The sequence below is a fragment of the Streptomyces sp. NPDC044002 genome, from assembly GCF_056434525.1.
In genome coordinates, this window is the sequence record NZ_JBWKEZ010000022.1 from 55,672 (window position 1) to 70,502 (window position 14,831).

Genomic DNA, 14,831 nt, shown 5'->3' on the forward strand with positions numbered 1-14,831 from the left:
GGGTGTTGCGGCAGCGTGGCGGCGGTGCGAAACCTCCGTGGCCGAACTCCGCTGGCGGGTTCGGGCACTTGTAGCGCCCGGCGGCCCGCTGGTTGGCTTCGCGGCATGCCGCTCTCCGGACCTCCGCGTCTCCGTCCCGCGCTGCTCGCCGCCGGCTCCGCCGTGCTGCTCGCGCTCACCGCCGCCGCGCCCTCGGCCGCGGCGCCGCCCCCCGTCGTCCCCGGCCCGGCCGCCGGGTCGGTGGTGCTCGACTGGTACGACGCCACCGCGCGGACGGTCGCCGCCGCGGCCGCCCCGGCCCAGATCACCAACAGCCGCACCTGGGCGATCGGCTGGATCGCGGCCGCCCGCGCCGCCCGCGAGGCCCCCGGCGGTCCCGGCCGGGGCCGGTTCCAGGACGCGGCCGTCGCCTCCGCCGTGCACGACGCGCTGGCCGCGCTCGCCCCGTCCCGCAGGGCCGACCTCGACGCGGCCCTCGCCGCCACCCTCGGCAGGATCCCGGACGGGCCCGCCGAGGACCGGGGCGTGGCCGCCGGGTCCCGGCAGGCCGCCGCGCTGCTCGCGGAGCGTGCCGGGGACGGCCTCGATCCGGCGTCGTCCAACGCCCCCTTCAGCGTGCCGGCCGCCGCTCCCGGGGTGTGGCAGCCCACCCCGGACGGCTACGCGCCGGCCGCGCAGTACGGCAACCGCCTCGGCCGGCCCTTCCTGCTGGAGCGCGCCGACCAGTTCCGGCCGGGCCCGCCGCCGGCGCTGGACTCCCGCCGCTACCGGGCCGACCTCGCGGAGGTGCGGGCGTACGGCTCGGCCGACAGCACGGTGCGCACGCCGCGCCAGACCGAGACGGCCACCTTCTGGTACGGGGGTTCGCTGACCCTGTTCACGGAGCCGCTGCGGGTGGCCGTGGCCCGCTCGCACGGCTCGGCCGCCGACCGGGCGTCGCTGGTCGCGCTCTTCCACGCGGCTTCGGTCGACACGCAGATCGCGACCTCCGACGGCAAGTACACGTACGTCCGCTGGCGGCCGGTGACGGCGATCCGGAGCGGGGCGATCGACCCCGACCCGGCCTGGCGGCCCCTGCACCAGACGCCGGCCCACCCGGACTACCCCAGCGGCCACGCCACGTACGCCGGCTCGGCGCAGACCGTGCTGGACGCGCTGGTGGGGCCGGTGACGGCGCCCTTCGAGCTCACCAGCCCGACCGCGCCGGGGGTGCGCCGCAGGTACACCGCGTGGAGCGGGCTCACCCGGGACAACGTGGACGCCCGGGTGTGGTCCGGGATCCACACCCGTACCGCCGACGAGGCGGGCGTGCGGCTCGGCGAGGCGGTCGCCCGCCACGCCCTGCGCAACGCCGACCGGCTGCTGGGCGGGCGCGGGGTTCAGCCGTCGCCGTAGGCCTCGCCGCCGAGTTCGAAGCCCGCGGTGCCGGCGGTGGCGTCGGCGAGCCAGGCCCGGAAGGCGTCGACGTCCGCTTCGGGGAGGCCGATCTCGATGGAGACGGCCTCCCCGTAGCGCACGTCCAGCACGGCGCGGCCGGTGGCGCGCAGGTCGTTCTGGGTCTTGCCGGCCCGCTGGTGGTCGACGGTGACGGTGGCCAGCCGGTAGCGGTGGCGGGTGACGGTCCCGAGGGCGTCGAGGGCTTCGCCGACGACGCCGCCGTAGGCCCGGATGAGCCCGCCGGCCCCGAGCTTGACGCCGCCGTAGTAGCGGGTGACGACGGCGACGGCGTACCGGACGTCGCGCCGGGTCAGCATCTGCAGCATGGGCACCCCGGCGGTGCCGCCGGGCTCGCCGTCGTCGCTGGCCTTCTGGACGGAGGCGTCGGCGCCGATCACGTAGGCGTAGCAGTTGTGCGTGGCGGTGGGGTGCTCCTTGCGGACGCGGGCGATGAACTCCTGCGCCTCCTGTTCGGTCGCGGCGGGCGCGATCGAACAGAGGAACCGCGAGCGGTTGATCTCCGCCTCGTGCGTCCCCTCTCGGGCCACGGTCACGTACTGGTCTGCCTTCACCGCTCCACCCTACGGGGAATCGCAACGGGGAATCGGACGGGTGTCCGCGCCGTTGATCCTGCCGAACGGTCCGGCGGAACGAGCCGCCGGACGGCCACGGCAGGAGGCGGCGCACGTGTACGGCGACCAGGCGACCATCCGCAGGATCCTCACCGAGCTCGGTGACACCTGGGCCGTGGTGGGGCTGTCGAACAACCGGGACCGGGCCGCCTACGGGGTGGCGAAGGTGCTCCAGCGGTACGGCAAGCGCGTGGTGCCGGTGCACCCGAAGGCGGAGACGGTGCACGGCGAGCCGGGATACCCGTCGCTGGAGGCGATCCCGTTCAAGGTCGACGTGGTGGACGTCTTCGTGAACAGCGCGCTGGCCGGACAGGTAGCCGACGACGCGGTGGCCGCCGGCGCCGAGGCCGTCTGGTTCCAGCTGAACGTGGTCGACGAGGCCGCCTTCGCGCGGACGCGTGCGGCGGGCGTGGAGATCGTGATGGACCGCTGTCCCGCCATCGAGATCCCCGCGCTGTAGCCGGTCAGGACGGGCGGCCGCCGGTGCCCTGGACCGGGGGGATCGAGACGGCCATGGTCATCAGCATCGGGACGGTGCCCTCGTTGCGGTAGACGTGCGGGAGGTTCGCCTCGAAGGACACGGCGCCGCCCGCCGGGACCACGTAGCGGTCGTCGGCGAGGTCGAGGGTCAGTTCCCCTTCCGTCACGTGCAGCATCTCGAAGGTTCCGGCGGGGTGCGGGTCGGAGGCCGTGCCGTCCCCGGCCTCCAGGCGGTAGGTCCACATCTCCACGGGCCCGCGCCGGTCGTCGCCGAGCAGCATGTGCGCCTCGCTGCCCTCCCCGCTCGACCACATGCGCACCCCCTGTCCCGGCATCACCACGCGGGCCTGCGGTCCCCGGTCGTGGTCCAGGAGGGTGGTGATGCTGACCCCGAGGGCGTCGGCCAGTTTGACCGTGGTGCCCACGCTGGGGTTCGTACGGGCCTGCTCGATCTGGATGATCATGCCGCGGCTGACCCCCGCGCGGGCGGCCAGGGCGTCCAGCGTGAAGCCGCGTTCGCCGCGCCACCGCTTGAGGTTGCGGGCGAGCGCCTGGGTGAGCTGTTCGAGGTCCGACACCATTCCGTCCAATATTTTGGATGACACAGTCCAACGGACTGAACTAACCTGCGGTGTATTCGATGCTGCACTCCACCGTTCACCGCACTGTACTGCGAGGCCCCCTGCCATGACCGCCCTCTTCGCCCTGGCCACAGCCGTCCTGTGGGGCCTCGCAGACTTCGGCGGCGGGCTGCTCACCCGGCGGATGCCGGCGCTCACGGTGCTGGTGGTCTCGCAGGCGGCCGCGGTCGTCGTGCTCGGCGCGGTCGTGCTCGGCACCGGCGCCTGGAGCGAGGCGGGGCCGCAGCTGTGGTTCGCGGTGGCCGCGGGCCTGGTCGGGCCGGCCGCGATGCTCGCCTTCTACAAGGCCCTGGCCCTCGGCCCGATGGGCGTGGTCTCGCCGCTCGGCTCCCTCGGCGTGGTCGTGCCGGTCGGAGTGGGACTGGCCCTGGGCGAGCGGCCGGGACCGGGCCAGTTCGCGGGCATCGCCGTGGCCGTCGTCGGCATCATCCTGGCGGGCGGCCCCGAGCTGCGCGGCGCCCCCGTGCAGCGGCGGGCGGTGGTGCTGACCCTCGTCGCGGCCTTCGGCTTCGGCGCGGTCATGGCCCTGATCGCCGAGGCCTCCACCACCCTGACCGGGCTGTTCCTCGCCCTGTTCGTCCAGCGGGTCACCAACGTCACCGTCGGCGGAGTCGCCCTGCTCGCCCAGACCCGGCGCGGCGTCCCGGCACTGCCGGAGGGCACCGGCCCGCGGGTGCTGTGGGGCATGCTGCCCGCCCTGGCCTTCGTGGGCCTCGCCGACGTCGCGGCCAACGGCACCTACTCCATCGCCGCCCAGAACGGCCCCGTCACCGTGGCCGCCGTCCTGTCCTCGCTCTACCCGGTGGTGACCGCGTTCGCCGCCTTCGCCGTGCTCAAGGAGCGGCTGCGCAGCGTCCAGGCGGCGGGCGCGGGCCTGGCCCTGGCGGGCACCGTCCTGCTCGCCGCCGGCTGAGCCCGCCACGGGCCGGAACCGTCGCCGCCGGCCGGGGCCAACGCCGGCCGGGACCGGCACCGGCACCCGCTCAGGACTGCTCGGCCTCCGCCAGCAGGGCCAGCCCGCGCAGCTGCTCGGGCGTCATCCCGTCGGGGACCGGTACCGGCGCGGGCGTGCGCAGCGGCGGCTGCCAGCCGGTCTCCGGCTCCCAGCGCCGCACGATCCTGGCCGGCGCCCCGGCCACCACGGCGTGGTCGGGCACCTCACCCCGTACGACGGCCCCCGCGGCCACGACGACGTTGCGGCCCAGCTTCGCGCCGGGCAGGATCACCGCCCCCGTGCCCAGCCAGCAGCCCGGCCCGATCTCCACCGGGGCACTGCGGGGCCACTGCCGTCCGACGGGCTCGTGCGGGTCGTCGTAGCTGTGGTTGGTGGAGGTGATGTACACCCCCGGGCCGCAGAAGGTGTCGTTGCCGATGGTGATCCGGGCGTCCGCGATGACGTGGCTGCCCCGGCCGAGGACCACCCCGTCGCCCAGCACCAGCACCGGGTCGGCGCCGAGGTCGAGGTCCGGCATCATGCCGGCGGTCAGGGTGACCTGCTCGGCGATGATGCAGTGCCCGCCGAGCCGGATCCACCGCTCGCCGAAGACGGTGCCCTGGGGGAAGGCGAGCCGGGTGCCCTCGCCGATCGCGCCGAAGCGCAGCCGGCCCGGGTGCTCGGCGGTGACCGCACCGGCCCGCTGCATCCAGCGCCAGCCGGCGTGCACCGCGCGGCTGGCGACGCGGCCGCGCAGGGCCGCCAGGGATGAGAACGTGTTCTGGTTCTTCGGCACCCGGCCACGGTAGTGCGCCCCGCGCCGGACGTCGGGACCCGGATCCTGTGATCTTCACCCCATCGCGGGGCGGCGGCGGCCCGTGCCCTACGGTGCACTTGGCGCGGCATCCGGAACCAGCCGGAATCACACGAGGGAAGTGACCATGACCCATCAGCCGAACCAGGCGCACCAAGGGGCTCTCATCGCGGGCGTCGGCGACCGGAAGCCGTCGGTGGACCCGACGGCCTTCACCGCCCCGACCTCCGTCGTCGTCGGCGACGTCACGCTCGGCGCGGGCGCGAGCATCTGGTACTCGGCGGTGCTGCGCGGCGACTGCGGCCCGATCACGCTGGGCGCGGACAGCAACGTGCAGGACAACTGCACGGTGCACGTGGACCCCGGCTTCCCGGTGTCCATCGGCGAGCGCGTCTCCATCGGGCACAACGCGGTGGTGCACGGCTGCACGGTGGAGGACGACTGCCTGATCGGGATGGGCGCGACCGTGCTGAACGGCGCCGTGATCGGCGCGGGTTCGCTGGTGGCCGCGCAGGCCCTGGTGCCGCAGGGCATGGTGGTCCCGCCCGGCTCCCTGGTCGCGGGCGTGCCGGCCAAGGTGCGGCGCGAGCTCACCGAAGAGGAGCGCGAGGGGATCCGGGTGAACGCCGCGATGTACACGGACCTGGCGGAGCAGCACCGCGCCTCGGTGGCCCCCGGCGCCTGACCGTCCCTCCGGCCGGCCGGGGGCCTCGGCGTCAGTCCGAGGCGCCCGCCGGGGCGGCGGCCGGCTGCGGCGACGGCTCGGCCGCGCGGGCCTCCGCGGCCGCCTTCTTCATCCGGCTGCGCAGGACCAGGGTCACGGTGAGCCCGATCAGCAGGGCCACGACCAGGGCCAGCCAGGAGAACCGCTTCAGCCAGGGCTCGGCGACGATGCCGACGGAGTAGATGACGGCGGTGGTGCCGCCGGCCCAGAGGATGCCGCCGAGGACGTTGGCGACGAGGAAGCGCCAGTAGGGCATCTGCAGTACGCCGGCCAGCGGGCCGGCGAAGATGCGCAGGAGGGCGACGAAGCGGCCGAAGAAGACGGCCCACATGCCCCAGCGGTCGAAGGACCGCTCGGCCATGGCCACCTGGTCGGGCCCGAAGTGCTTGGGGAACCGCCTGCCGAGTTTCTCCAGCAGCGGCTTGCCGCCGCGGCGGCCGATGGCGTACCCGATGGAGTCGCCGATGATGGCGCCCGCGATCGCGCAGAGGCCGAGGACCACCGGGTCGATCTGCCCGTGCTGCGAGGCGAGCAGGGCCGAGCTGACGAGGATGATCTCGCCCGGGAGCGGGATGCCGAGGCTCTCCAGCCCGATGACCAGTCCCACCAGGAGATAGACACTGATCGCCGGGATCTCCTCCAGCCATTCCTGGATGTGCACCGGTACGTCCTCCCTCGTCGCCTCCGGCGCGCCCCCGAGACACGCCGAACGGGCAGCCTATCCGCTCCCCGGGACGCCCTTCGTCCACCGCGGGCGTTCTCGGGACGAACGACCGGCGAACGCCCCGGGTTCCGGCGACGGCGACGGCGACGGCGACGTGCCCGTACCGGCCCGGACGCACGGCGGGAGCGGCCCGCGCCGGACCGCTCCCGCCCCCACTGTGCCCGCTCCCGGGTCCCGTTCGCGGCGTGACGCGCCGCGCGGGGTGTCCTACGCGTTCGGGCGCAGGGTCCAGACGACGGTCATCTCGCCGGTGACGGCCTCGTCCTCGCGCTGGATGGCGATGGCGACGGGGAACTCGGGGCGGCCGCCCGCGTCGAGCTCGGCCACGACGTCGGCGGCCGGGCGGCCGAGGGTGGCGGTGGCGGTGACGACGCCCTTGGCGAGCTTCTTGTAGCCGATCTCGGCTTTGACGGCCAGCGGCACGGCGCGCGAGAGCTGGTCGCCGAAGGCGGCCAGGACGATGGCGCCGCTGGCGGACTCGGCCAGGGTGAACATGGCGCCGGCGTGCGGGCCGCCGACGTGGTTGTGGAAGTCGGGCTGGTCCGGCAGCCGGACGACGGCGCGCTCCGGGGTGGTCTCCAGGAACTCCAGGTTCAGGGTGCGGGCCATCGGCACCGTCTGGGCGAGCAGTTCGCCCACGTTCATCTGTTCTGCGCTCATGGCACGCGATGTTACCCGCGAGTAGACGGCGTTGGCCAGAGCCGGACAGGGGGCGGACGTGGCTCCTGTCGGCCGCTCCCACTATGGTTACCGGCCATGTGGCCAGGACAGCAGCAGCAGCCCGGGGGAGAGCAGAACCCCCAGGACCCGCGTCAGAACCCGTACCAGCAGCAGCCGGGACAGCCGAACCCGTACCAGCAGCAGCCCCAGCCGGGATTCGGTGAGCAGCAGCCCGGTTACGGATACCCGCAGGCGGGCGGCTACCAGACCCCGCCGCCGGTCCAGCCGTGGGGCAACCCCACCCAGCAGCAGCCCCCGGTGCGGCAGTCCGGCGGCAGCCCCTTCTCCACCCGGACCGTCGCCATCGTCGCGGCCTCCGCGGTCGTCGTGACGGCCGCCGCCACCGCGGCCTTCGTACTGACCCGGGACGACGAGGGCGCCAACCGCGCCGACGACAAGCCGGCCGCCTCCTCCCCCGCGCCCGTCGCCCCGGCCGCACCCGTGGCCCCGAGCGGCGCCAACCCGCGCGCGGGCGGCGAGGTGAAGCCGGTGATCCCGGGCTGGAAGGTGGTCATCAACCCGAAGCACGGCACGGCCTTCGACGTCCCGCCGGAGTGGAACGTCCTGGGTTCCGGCGTGATCGCCGGCTTCGAGGACGAGGAGAAGAAGGACGGCTCCCCGCTCGTCACGTTCTCCGCACCCGCCTACTTCAAGGAGGACTGGTGCAAGGTGGACTCCAACAAGGACGGGCGCGACGAGACCACCTCCCTGGCCGGCACCGGCACGAAGGGCGGCCAGGGCGCCAAGGACACCGCCGGGGCGGCGCACAGCGAGGCGGGCACCTGGGTGTTCGCCGGGTACTCGCAGAAGCTCCCCAAGGAGATGGTCAAGATCTCCGAGTCGAAGGAGTACACCACCCTCTCCGGCCTCAAGGGGCACGTCGCGACGGCGACCGTGAGCGGCGTCCCCAAGGAGAACAAGTGCTCCTCGGACGGCAAGAGCATCGCCTTCAGCTTCAAGAACTCCAAGGGTGACTTCGCCAGCTGGGTGCTCTACGGCGCCGCCGGCGTCCCCGGCGAGGTCGACCAGGCGACCCAGGACAAGATCCTCAGCTCGGTCCGCCTCAGCGGCGGCTGACCCGGGCCCTCCGGGGCCGACGAGCCCGCACGACCCTGCAAGATCCCGCACGACCCCGCACGATCCCCGGGCCGATCATCCGTTTTCCGTTATTTCGTTTGGATTCTCGGCCCGGGGCAGGGGATAGTCCCGGGGTGAGCCCCCACACCGTCCCCCGGACCCCCCGCCGCCGGCCCGCCTGGGCCGGACGCAACTACAGCCTCCTGACGGGCGCTGCGGTCGTCACCAACCTGGGCAGTCACGGGGCGCTCATCGCGGCCTCCTTCGCCGTGCTCGAAGCGGGCGGCAGCGGCGCCGACGTCGGCCTCGTCGCCGCCGCCCGTACGCTGCCCCTCGTCCTCTTCCTGCTCGTCGGCGGGGCGCTCGCCGACCGGCTGCCGCGGCACCGCGTGATGGTCGCGGCCAACGCCCTCAACTGCGTCTCGCAGGCGGCCTTCGCCGTGCTCGTGCTCGCCGGCGACCCGAAGCTGTGGCAGATGATGCTGCTGACCGCGCTCTGCGGCACCGGCACCGCCTTCTTCAACCCCGCCGCCGAGGGCATGCTCCTGTCCAGCGTCTCCGGCGAGCACGCCAACCGGGCCTTCGCGCTCTTCCGCATGGCCATGAACGGCGCCGGCATCGGCGGCGCGGCCCTCGGCGGCGCCCTGATCGCCGCGATCGGCCCCGGCTGGGTCCTGGCCGTGGACGCGGCGTCCTTCGCGGTCGCGGGCGCCCTGCGCGCCTTCCTCGACGTCGGCCCGACCACCCGGCGGGCTCCCGGCGGGGGCCTGCTGGCCGACCTGCGCGAGGGCTGGGTGGAGTTCCGGACCCGGCCCTGGCTGTGGAGCATCGTGCTCCAGTTCTCCGTGGTCGTCGCCGTCGTCGGGGCGGCCGAGGCGGTGTACGGGCCCCTCGTCGCCCGCGACCGGCTGGGCGGGCCGGCGCCGTGGGGCGTGGCCCTGGCCTTCTTCGGCGCGGGCACCATCGCCGGAGCGCTCCTGATGATGGTGTGGAAGCCGCGGCGGCTGCTGCTGGTCGGCACCCTGTGCGTGTTCCCGCTGGCGCTGCCGTCGGCGGGGCTGGCGGTGCCGCTGCCGGTCTGGGGGCTGTGCGCGGTGATGTTCTTCAGCGGCGCCGCCATCGAGGTGTTCGGCGTGAACTGGATGACCACGATGCACCAGGAGATACCCGAGGAGAAGTTCTCCCGGGTCTCCGCCTACGACTGGTTCGGCTCGGTGTCCATGCTGCCGCTCGCCACCGCCCTGGCCGGCCCCGCCGAGGCCGCCTTCGGCCGCACCCAGGCCCTGTGGGGCTGCGCGGGGCTGGTGGTCGCCGCCACCGCCCTGGTCCTGCTGGTCCCGGAGGTGCGCCGGATCACCCGCAAGCCCCCGCCCGTGAAGGTGTCCGCCCCGGCTCCGGCGGAGGCCGCAGGAGCGGTCGGGGTCACCCCAGGGGTCACCCCAGGCTGAAGGCCCCCTCCGGCGGGGCCGGAGAGGAGACCGCGTCCGCGTCGGCGACCGGACGCGCCCCGCGCATGAACCGGGCGAGCCCCTCCCCCGACTCCACCCGGGCGGGGAAGGCGTCGGCGGCGCACCGCCGGGCCAGCGCGGCCAGCGGCAGCGGGGCGTCCGAGGCGAGCAGCACCGCGTTGCCGAAGCGGCGCCCGCGCAGCACCCCGGGCTCGGCGATCAGGGCCAGCTCCGGGAAGGCGGCCGCGAAGTTGGCCAGCTGGGCCTTGAGGAAGCCGAACGGCGCCCCGTCGGCCAGGTTCGCCGCGTACAGCCCGCCGGGCCTCAGCACCCGCGCCGCCTGCCGCGCGTACTCCACCGAGGTCAGCTGGGCCGGCACCCGCGAGCCCCCGAACACGTCGGCGACCAGCACGTCCGCGCTCGCATCCGGGGCGGCCTCCAGCCACGCCCGCGCGTCGGCGGCGTGCACGGTCACCCGGGCCCCGGCGGCCAGCGGCAGGTGGTGCTCCACCAGCTCCACGAGAGCGGCGTCGAACTCGACCACGTCCTGCCGGGACCCCGGGCGGACGGCCGCGGCGTAGCGCGGGAGGGTGAGCGCGCCCCCGCCCAGGTGCAGCAGGTCCAGGGCGGCCCCCGGCTCCGCCGCGCAGTCCAGCACGTGCGCGAGGCGGCGTACGTACTCGAACTCCAGGTGCTCGGGCTCATCGAGGTCGACGTACGACTGGGGCGCCCCGTCCACGGTGAGCAGCCAGGCCCGCTCCCTGTCCACGTCCGGCATCAGCTTGGCGGTGCCCTGGCCCACTTCCCGGACCACCGGGATCTGTTCGTCGCTCACCCCACCATTGTCAGGCCGTCCAGACGGCCGCCGCGTCGGCCGCGTGCGTCGCGGCCTGCGCGAGCCCGGCGCGGGCGGCGGGGTCGCGCCGCGCGGGGTCCAGGACGTTGCGCCCGAAGGCCTTGCGGGCCGCCGGGGACGGGGTGATCAGCAGCACCCGGGCGCCGGCCGCCCGCAGCCGGGCCGCCTGGGAGGCGGGCGAGGGGACCAGGGAGGTTCCGAGGGCGATCGGGGCGAGGATCACCACGCGCGCGTATCCGGCCGCGAGGTCGGCGTTGGTCGCCGAGCGGACCCCGCCGTCGATGAAGCGGCGCCCGCCGACCGTCACCGGCGGCCAGACGCCCGGTACGGCGCAGCTCGCGGCGACGGCGTCGACGAGCCCGGCCCCGCTCTCCCGGTCGAAGTCGGCGGGGGCCCCGCTGAGCGCGTCGACGGCGGTGACGACGAGCCGGCGCCCGGGCCACTCGTGCGACACGAGCCGGTCCGCCAGTACCTCGCGCCGCGCCGCCTCCGCTCCGGTCTCCGCGGCCAGGGCGAAGGCGCCGACGCGGCGGCGGTACGCGGCGGCGTCCCGGGAGCGCACCATCGCGAGGGCGTGGCGGGCGAAGACCCCCGCGCCGAGACGGGCCGGGCGCTCCCCGGACGCGTCGCCGAGCTGGCGCTCGTACAGTTCGCGGGCGGTGAGGCCCGCGGTGAGCTGGGCGCCGACCACGGAGCCGGCCGAGGTGCCGACGACCAGGTCGGCGGTGGTCAGGTCGACGCCCGCCCGGGCGAGCCCGTACAGGATCCCGGACTCCCAGCCGACGCCGGTCAGGCCTCCGCCGCCGAGCACCAGTGCCGTTCCGCCGCCCATGCCGGCCCCTCTTCCCTCGTGTCCGCGCCCGCCGGCGGCGGGGGTGACGGCAGTCTGGCAAAGCCGGACCGCCGCCACCACGGCCGGGGCCGCCGGGGCTACCCGAGGACCTCGGTCACCGTGCCCGCGCCGACCGTGCGGCCGCCCTCGCGGATGGCGAAGCCGAGGCCCGCCTCCAGGGGCACGTCCCGGCCCAGCTCGACGGTCATCTCGACCGTCTCCCCCGGCCGGGCGACGCCCGCCGCGCCCAGGTCCACGTCTCCGACCACGTCGGCGGTCCGGACGTAGAACTGCGGCCGGTAGCCGGTCGAGACGGGCGTCGTCCGCCCGCCCTCGCGGGCGGAGAGGACGTACACCCGCGCGGTGAAGCGCCGGCGCGGCGCCACGCTGCCGGGGGCCGCGACGACGTGTCCGCGGCGCACCCCGTCGCGGTGCACCCCGCGCAGCAGCAGCGCGACGTTGTCGCCCGCCTCGGCGGACTCCATCGGCTTGCCGAAGGTCTCCAGGCCGGTGACCACGGTCTCGACGGGCTCCCCGTCGCCCCCGAGGACGCTGATCCGGTCGCCGAGCCGTACGGTGCCGCGCTCGACGGCGCCGGTGACGACGGTGCCCCGGCCCGTGATGGTCAGGACGTTCTCGACCGGCAGCAGGAACGGCGCGTCGGTGTACCGCACCGGCATGGGCACGTACGTGTCCACCGCGTCGAGCAGCGCCTCGATCGCCCCGGTCCATTGCGGGTCGCCCTCCAGCGCGCCGAGCCCGGAGACCCGTACGACCGGCGCGGTGTCCCCGCCGTAGCCGTGCGCGGAGAGCAGGTCGCGGACCTCCAGCTCGACCAGGTCGGTCAGCTCGGGGTCGCCTGCGTCGGCCTTGTTGAGGGCCACCACGATGTGGTCCACGCCGACCTGGCGGGCGAGCAGGACGTGCTCGGCGGTCTGGGGCATGACCCCGTCGAGGGCGGAGACGACGAGGATCGCCCCGTCGAGCTGGGCCGCGCCGGTGACCATGTTCTTGATGTAGTCGGCGTGGCCGGGCATGTCGACGTGGGCGTAGTGCCGGGTGTCGGTCTCGTACTCGACGTGCGTGAGGTTGATGGTGATGCCGCGGCGGGCCTCCTCGGGGGCCCGGTCGATGCGGTCGAACGGCACGAAGGAGGCGCCGCCGCGCTCGGCGAGGACCTTGGTGATGGCGGCGGTGAGGGTGGTCTTGCCGTGGTCGACGTGGCCCATGGTGCCGATGTTGAGGTGCGGCTTGGTGCGGGTGAAGGCCGTCTTGGCCATGATCTCTTCCCGTGGCTCGAAGCTGGATCGGGACCCCTGGATCCTGCCGACCCTCCCCCTGCGGGGTCCGCCGGACGATCCGGGAAGGGTCAGCTTCGTGCGCCGTCGAATGCGGCGAGTGCCGCTGCGGCGAAGGCCTCTGCGAGGGCGACGGCCGAGGAGGAGGCGAGGACGGCAGCCTTCGGCGCGTCCGCGACTGCGGACGGCGCTGCGGGGAAGGCGTACCTGGACATGCCGCAGATCCTGCCGGAGGGCGGGCGCCGCGTCGAACGATTTACCGCGGCGGCCGCCCGGGGCGGGCCGGGACACCGCCCGGCCGAGGGCAGGACGCCGCCCGGCCGAGGGCAGGGCACCGCCCGGGGCGGTGCCCGGAGTAGGCCTCGGTGCCGTCCGGATGAGGCCTGGATTACGGCGGGGCGCCATATGTGTCGGTTAGTCTCCCCGGATGTCCCTCCTCCTCGCGCCGATGGCCCGGCTGGCGCTGCTCGTCGTGCTGCTGCTCGCGGCCGGGGTCTGCGTCCTGCTCTTCGAGCCCCAGCGGCTGCTGTCCCAGGGCTGGCCGCCGGGACTGCCGGTGGGCACGGGAGTGCTGCTGTTCGCGGCCGCGTACGGCGTGTGCACGGCCGCGTTCGTGCCCCGGCCGCTGCTCAACCTCGCCGCCGGGGCGGTCTTCGGATCCCAGTTCGGGCTGGTCGCGGCCGTCGGCGGCACCGTGGTCGGGGCGGGGCTCGCCTTCGGGCTGGGCCGGGTCATGGGGCAGGAGGCGTTGCGCCCGTACCTGCGCGGGCGCTGGCTGGAGGCGGCCGACGGCCAGCTCAGTCGGCACGGCTTCCGCTCGGTGCTGGCGGTGCGGATCTTCCCCGGGGTGCCCTTCGCCGCGGCCAACTACCTCGCCGCCGTCTCCCGCTGCGGCTGGCTCCCCTTCCTGCTGGCGACGGCGCTCGGTACGGTGCCCAACACCGCCGCGTACGTGGTCGCCGGAGCCAGCGCCTCCTCCCCCGGATCGCCCGCGTTCCTGGTCTCGTTCGGCTTCATCGCGGTCTCCGGGGCGGTCGCGGCGGCGGTCGCCTGGCGCAAGCGGCACCGCCTCGCACCCGCCGCCGGCACCGAGCCCGCCCCCGCGCACCCCCCAGTGGTCACGGCCGCTCCCCACGGGCCCTAGCATCGGACCCGAACTGCCCGACGATCACAAGGACGAGCGCACACCGACATGAGCTGGTTCGAATCCCTAATCCTCGGTCTCGTCCAAGGGCTTACGGAGTTCCTCCCGATCTCCTCCAGCGCCCACCTGCGGCTGACCGCGGCTTTCGCGGGCTGGCACGATCCGGGTGCGGCCTTCACGGCCATCACCCAGATCGGCACCGAGGCCGCCGTGCTGATCTACTTCCGCAAGGACATCGGCCGGATCATCTCCACCTGGTTCCGCTCCCTGTACACCAAGTCGCTGCGCTCCGAGCAGGACGCCAAGATGGGCTGGCTGGTCATCGTCGGCTCGATCCCGATCGGCGTGCTCGGCGTCCTGTTCAAGGACCAGATCACCGGCCCCGCCCGTGACCTGCGGCTGACGGCCACCACCCTGATCGTGATGGGTCTGGTCCTCGGCTTCGCCGACTGGCAGGCCTCGCGGGACGAGGAGGGCGGCCGGCACCGGGTGGTCAAGCAGCGCAAGACGCTGGGCGAACTGGGCGTCAAGGACGGCCTGATCTTCGGTCTGTGCCAGGCGATGGCGCTGGTCCCGGGCGTCTCCCGGTCCGGTGCGACGATCTCCGGCGGTCTGCTCCTGGGCTTCACCCGCGAGGCGGCGGCCCGTTACTCCTTCCTCCTGGCCATCCCGGCCGTGCTCGCCTCCGGCGCGTTCGAGATCAAGGACGTGGCCGAGAACCCCGGGCACATCTTCTGGGGGCCGACCATCTTCGCCACGGTCCTGGCCTTCTTCGTCGGCTACGCCGTCATCGCGTGGTTCATGAAGTTCATCTCCACCAAGAGCTTCATGCCGTTCGTGGTCTACCGGATCCTGCTCGGCATCGTGCTGTTCGTGCTCATCGGCACGGACGTGCTCAGCCCGCACGCGGGCGAGTCGGGCTCCTAGCCCGGCCGACCGGCCGACCATGGCCGGAACTCGACGCGGGGGGGGGGGGGGGGGGGGGGGGGGGGGGGCACCTGTGGGTGTTCTCCCCCCGGGGTTGGGCCCGCAAAGATGGGGGGGGTACGCGGAGTCGCGGGGCTTGGGAG

General features: G+C 74.6%; 17 protein-coding genes. 8 read left to right on the forward strand and 9 right to left on the reverse strand.

The window, feature by feature from the left end:
- Positions 1-105 precede the first annotated feature (105 nt).
- Positions 106-1,395, forward strand: a complete 1,290-nt coding sequence (locus AC07A6_RS18455; RefSeq protein WP_478777740.1) for a vanadium-dependent haloperoxidase — start codon at positions 106-108, stop codon at positions 1,393-1,395.
- On the opposite strand, the gene AC07A6_RS18460 is transcribed toward AC07A6_RS18455, so the two are convergent.
- A complete protein-coding gene (locus AC07A6_RS18460; RefSeq protein WP_362463868.1) occupies positions 1,380-2,009 on the reverse strand; it encodes a YigZ family protein in 630 nt (209 codons plus the stop codon). The two genes, AC07A6_RS18455 and AC07A6_RS18460, sit on opposite strands and share 16 nt — an antisense overlap.
- A 115-nt stretch (positions 2,010-2,124) precedes the next feature.
- Here AC07A6_RS18460 and AC07A6_RS18465 point away from each other — a divergent pair, with 115 nt between their 5' ends.
- Positions 2,125-2,529: a CoA-binding protein gene (locus AC07A6_RS18465; RefSeq protein ID WP_362463871.1), complete on the forward strand. Its 405-nt coding sequence runs from the start codon at positions 2,125-2,127 to the stop codon at positions 2,527-2,529.
- Positions 2,530-2,533: 4 nt separating this feature from the next.
- Here AC07A6_RS18465 and AC07A6_RS18470 read toward each other — a convergent pair whose 3' ends face one another.
- Positions 2,534-3,127: a helix-turn-helix domain-containing protein gene (locus AC07A6_RS18470; protein ID WP_362463912.1), complete on the reverse strand. Its 594-nt coding sequence runs from the start codon at positions 3,125-3,127 to the stop codon at positions 2,534-2,536.
- Between the two features lie 109 nt (positions 3,128-3,236).
- On the opposite strand from AC07A6_RS18470, the gene AC07A6_RS18475 reads away from it, so the two are divergent.
- Positions 3,237-4,103: a DMT family transporter gene (locus AC07A6_RS18475; protein WP_362463874.1), complete on the forward strand. Its 867-nt coding sequence runs from the start codon at positions 3,237-3,239 to the stop codon at positions 4,101-4,103.
- 70 nt (positions 4,104-4,173) lie between these two features.
- Here the strand turns inward: AC07A6_RS18475 and AC07A6_RS18480 are convergent, their stop codons facing one another.
- Positions 4,174-4,920, reverse strand: coding sequence for an acyltransferase (locus AC07A6_RS18480; protein WP_478777741.1), 747 nt, complete (start codon positions 4,918-4,920; stop codon positions 4,174-4,176).
- 145 nt (positions 4,921-5,065) lie between these two features.
- Here AC07A6_RS18480 and AC07A6_RS18485 point away from each other — a divergent pair, with 145 nt between their 5' ends.
- Complete coding sequence (locus tag AC07A6_RS18485; RefSeq protein ID WP_362463880.1) at positions 5,066-5,623, forward strand: gamma carbonic anhydrase family protein; 558 nt, start codon at positions 5,066-5,068, stop codon at positions 5,621-5,623.
- A 31-nt stretch (positions 5,624-5,654) separates the two neighbouring features.
- Here the strand turns inward: AC07A6_RS18485 and AC07A6_RS18490 are convergent, their stop codons facing one another.
- The gene (locus AC07A6_RS18490) at positions 5,655-6,323 is read right to left on the reverse strand and encodes a DedA family protein (RefSeq protein ID WP_362463883.1); all 669 of its coding nucleotides are present in this window, start codon (positions 6,321-6,323) and stop codon (positions 5,655-5,657) included.
- Between the two features lie 270 nt (positions 6,324-6,593).
- Positions 6,594-7,031, reverse strand: coding sequence for a DUF4442 domain-containing protein (locus tag AC07A6_RS18495; protein WP_125815497.1), 438 nt, complete (start codon positions 7,029-7,031; stop codon positions 6,594-6,596).
- A gap of 111 nt (positions 7,032-7,142) precedes the next feature.
- Between AC07A6_RS18495 and AC07A6_RS18500 the strand changes: the two genes are divergently transcribed.
- Together AC07A6_RS18500 and AC07A6_RS18505 are read left to right on the forward strand one after the other, a co-directional pair.
- A complete protein-coding gene (locus tag AC07A6_RS18500) occupies positions 7,143-8,183 on the forward strand; it encodes a DUF8017 domain-containing protein (protein ID WP_478777742.1) in 1,041 nt (346 codons plus the stop codon).
- 134 nt (positions 8,184-8,317) lie between these two features.
- Complete coding sequence (locus AC07A6_RS18505; protein ID WP_478777743.1) at positions 8,318-9,631, forward strand: MFS transporter; 1,314 nt, start codon at positions 8,318-8,320, stop codon at positions 9,629-9,631.
- On the opposite strand, the gene AC07A6_RS18510 is transcribed toward AC07A6_RS18505, so the two are convergent.
- From AC07A6_RS18510 to AC07A6_RS18525, 4 genes are all read right to left on the reverse strand, one after another.
- Positions 9,618-10,409: a spermidine synthase gene (locus tag AC07A6_RS18510; RefSeq protein ID WP_478777765.1), complete on the reverse strand. Its 792-nt coding sequence runs from the start codon at positions 10,407-10,409 to the stop codon at positions 9,618-9,620. The two genes, AC07A6_RS18505 and AC07A6_RS18510, sit on opposite strands and share 14 nt — an antisense overlap.
- A gap of 67 nt (positions 10,410-10,476) precedes the next feature.
- A complete protein-coding gene (locus AC07A6_RS18515) occupies positions 10,477-11,319 on the reverse strand; it encodes a patatin-like phospholipase family protein (RefSeq protein ID WP_478777744.1) in 843 nt (280 codons plus the stop codon).
- Positions 11,320-11,417: 98 nt separating this feature from the next.
- The gene (gene tuf, locus AC07A6_RS18520) at positions 11,418-12,599 is read right to left on the reverse strand and encodes an elongation factor Tu (protein ID WP_478777745.1); all 1,182 of its coding nucleotides are present in this window, start codon (positions 12,597-12,599) and stop codon (positions 11,418-11,420) included.
- A gap of 89 nt (positions 12,600-12,688) precedes the next feature.
- Entirely contained in the window at positions 12,689-12,832 is a 144-nt protein-coding gene (locus tag AC07A6_RS18525) for a hypothetical protein (protein WP_165364976.1), read from the reverse strand.
- 212 nt (positions 12,833-13,044) lie between these two features.
- Here AC07A6_RS18525 and AC07A6_RS18530 point away from each other — a divergent pair, with 212 nt between their 5' ends.
- Positions 13,045-13,761: a TVP38/TMEM64 family protein gene (locus AC07A6_RS18530; protein WP_478777746.1), complete on the forward strand. Its 717-nt coding sequence runs from the start codon at positions 13,045-13,047 to the stop codon at positions 13,759-13,761.
- 48 nt (positions 13,762-13,809) lie between these two features.
- Positions 13,810-14,688 carry an undecaprenyl-diphosphate phosphatase gene (locus AC07A6_RS18535; protein WP_478777747.1) on the forward strand — a complete coding sequence of 293 codons (879 nt, stop codon included), beginning with the start codon at positions 13,810-13,812 and terminating at the stop codon, positions 14,686-14,688.
- Positions 14,689-14,831: the final 143 nt, after the last annotated feature.

Bases quoted from the DNA above. Each gene is read 5' to 3' on its own strand.
- AC07A6_RS18455 (WP_478777740.1), top strand. From the start codon at position 106: ATGCCGCTCTCCGGACCTCCGCGTCTCCGTCCCGCGCTGCTCGCCGCC.
- AC07A6_RS18475 (WP_362463874.1), top strand. From the start codon at position 3,237: ATGACCGCCCTCTTCGCCCTGGCCACAGCCGTCCTGTGGGGCCTCGCA.
- AC07A6_RS18485 (WP_362463880.1), top strand. From the start codon at position 5,066: ATGACCCATCAGCCGAACCAGGCGCACCAAGGGGCTCTCATCGCGGGC.
- AC07A6_RS18495 (WP_125815497.1), bottom strand. From the start codon at position 7,031: ATGAACGTGGGCGAACTGCTCGCCCAGACGGTGCCGATGGCCCGCACC.
- AC07A6_RS18500 (WP_478777742.1), top strand. From the start codon at position 7,143: ATGTGGCCAGGACAGCAGCAGCAGCCCGGGGGAGAGCAGAACCCCCAG.
- AC07A6_RS18510 (WP_478777765.1), bottom strand. From the start codon at position 10,409: ATGCCGGACGTGGACAGGGAGCGGGCCTGGCTGCTCACCGTGGACGGG.
- AC07A6_RS18515 (WP_478777744.1), bottom strand. From the start codon at position 11,319: ATGGGCGGCGGAACGGCACTGGTGCTCGGCGGCGGAGGCCTGACCGGC.
- tuf (WP_478777745.1), bottom strand. From the start codon at position 12,599: ATGGCCAAGACGGCCTTCACCCGCACCAAGCCGCACCTCAACATCGGC.
- AC07A6_RS18525 (WP_165364976.1), bottom strand. From the start codon at position 12,832: ATGTCCAGGTACGCCTTCCCCGCAGCGCCGTCCGCAGTCGCGGACGCG.
- AC07A6_RS18530 (WP_478777746.1), top strand. From the start codon at position 13,045: ATGTCCCTCCTCCTCGCGCCGATGGCCCGGCTGGCGCTGCTCGTCGTG.
- AC07A6_RS18535 (WP_478777747.1), top strand. From the start codon at position 13,810: ATGAGCTGGTTCGAATCCCTAATCCTCGGTCTCGTCCAAGGGCTTACG.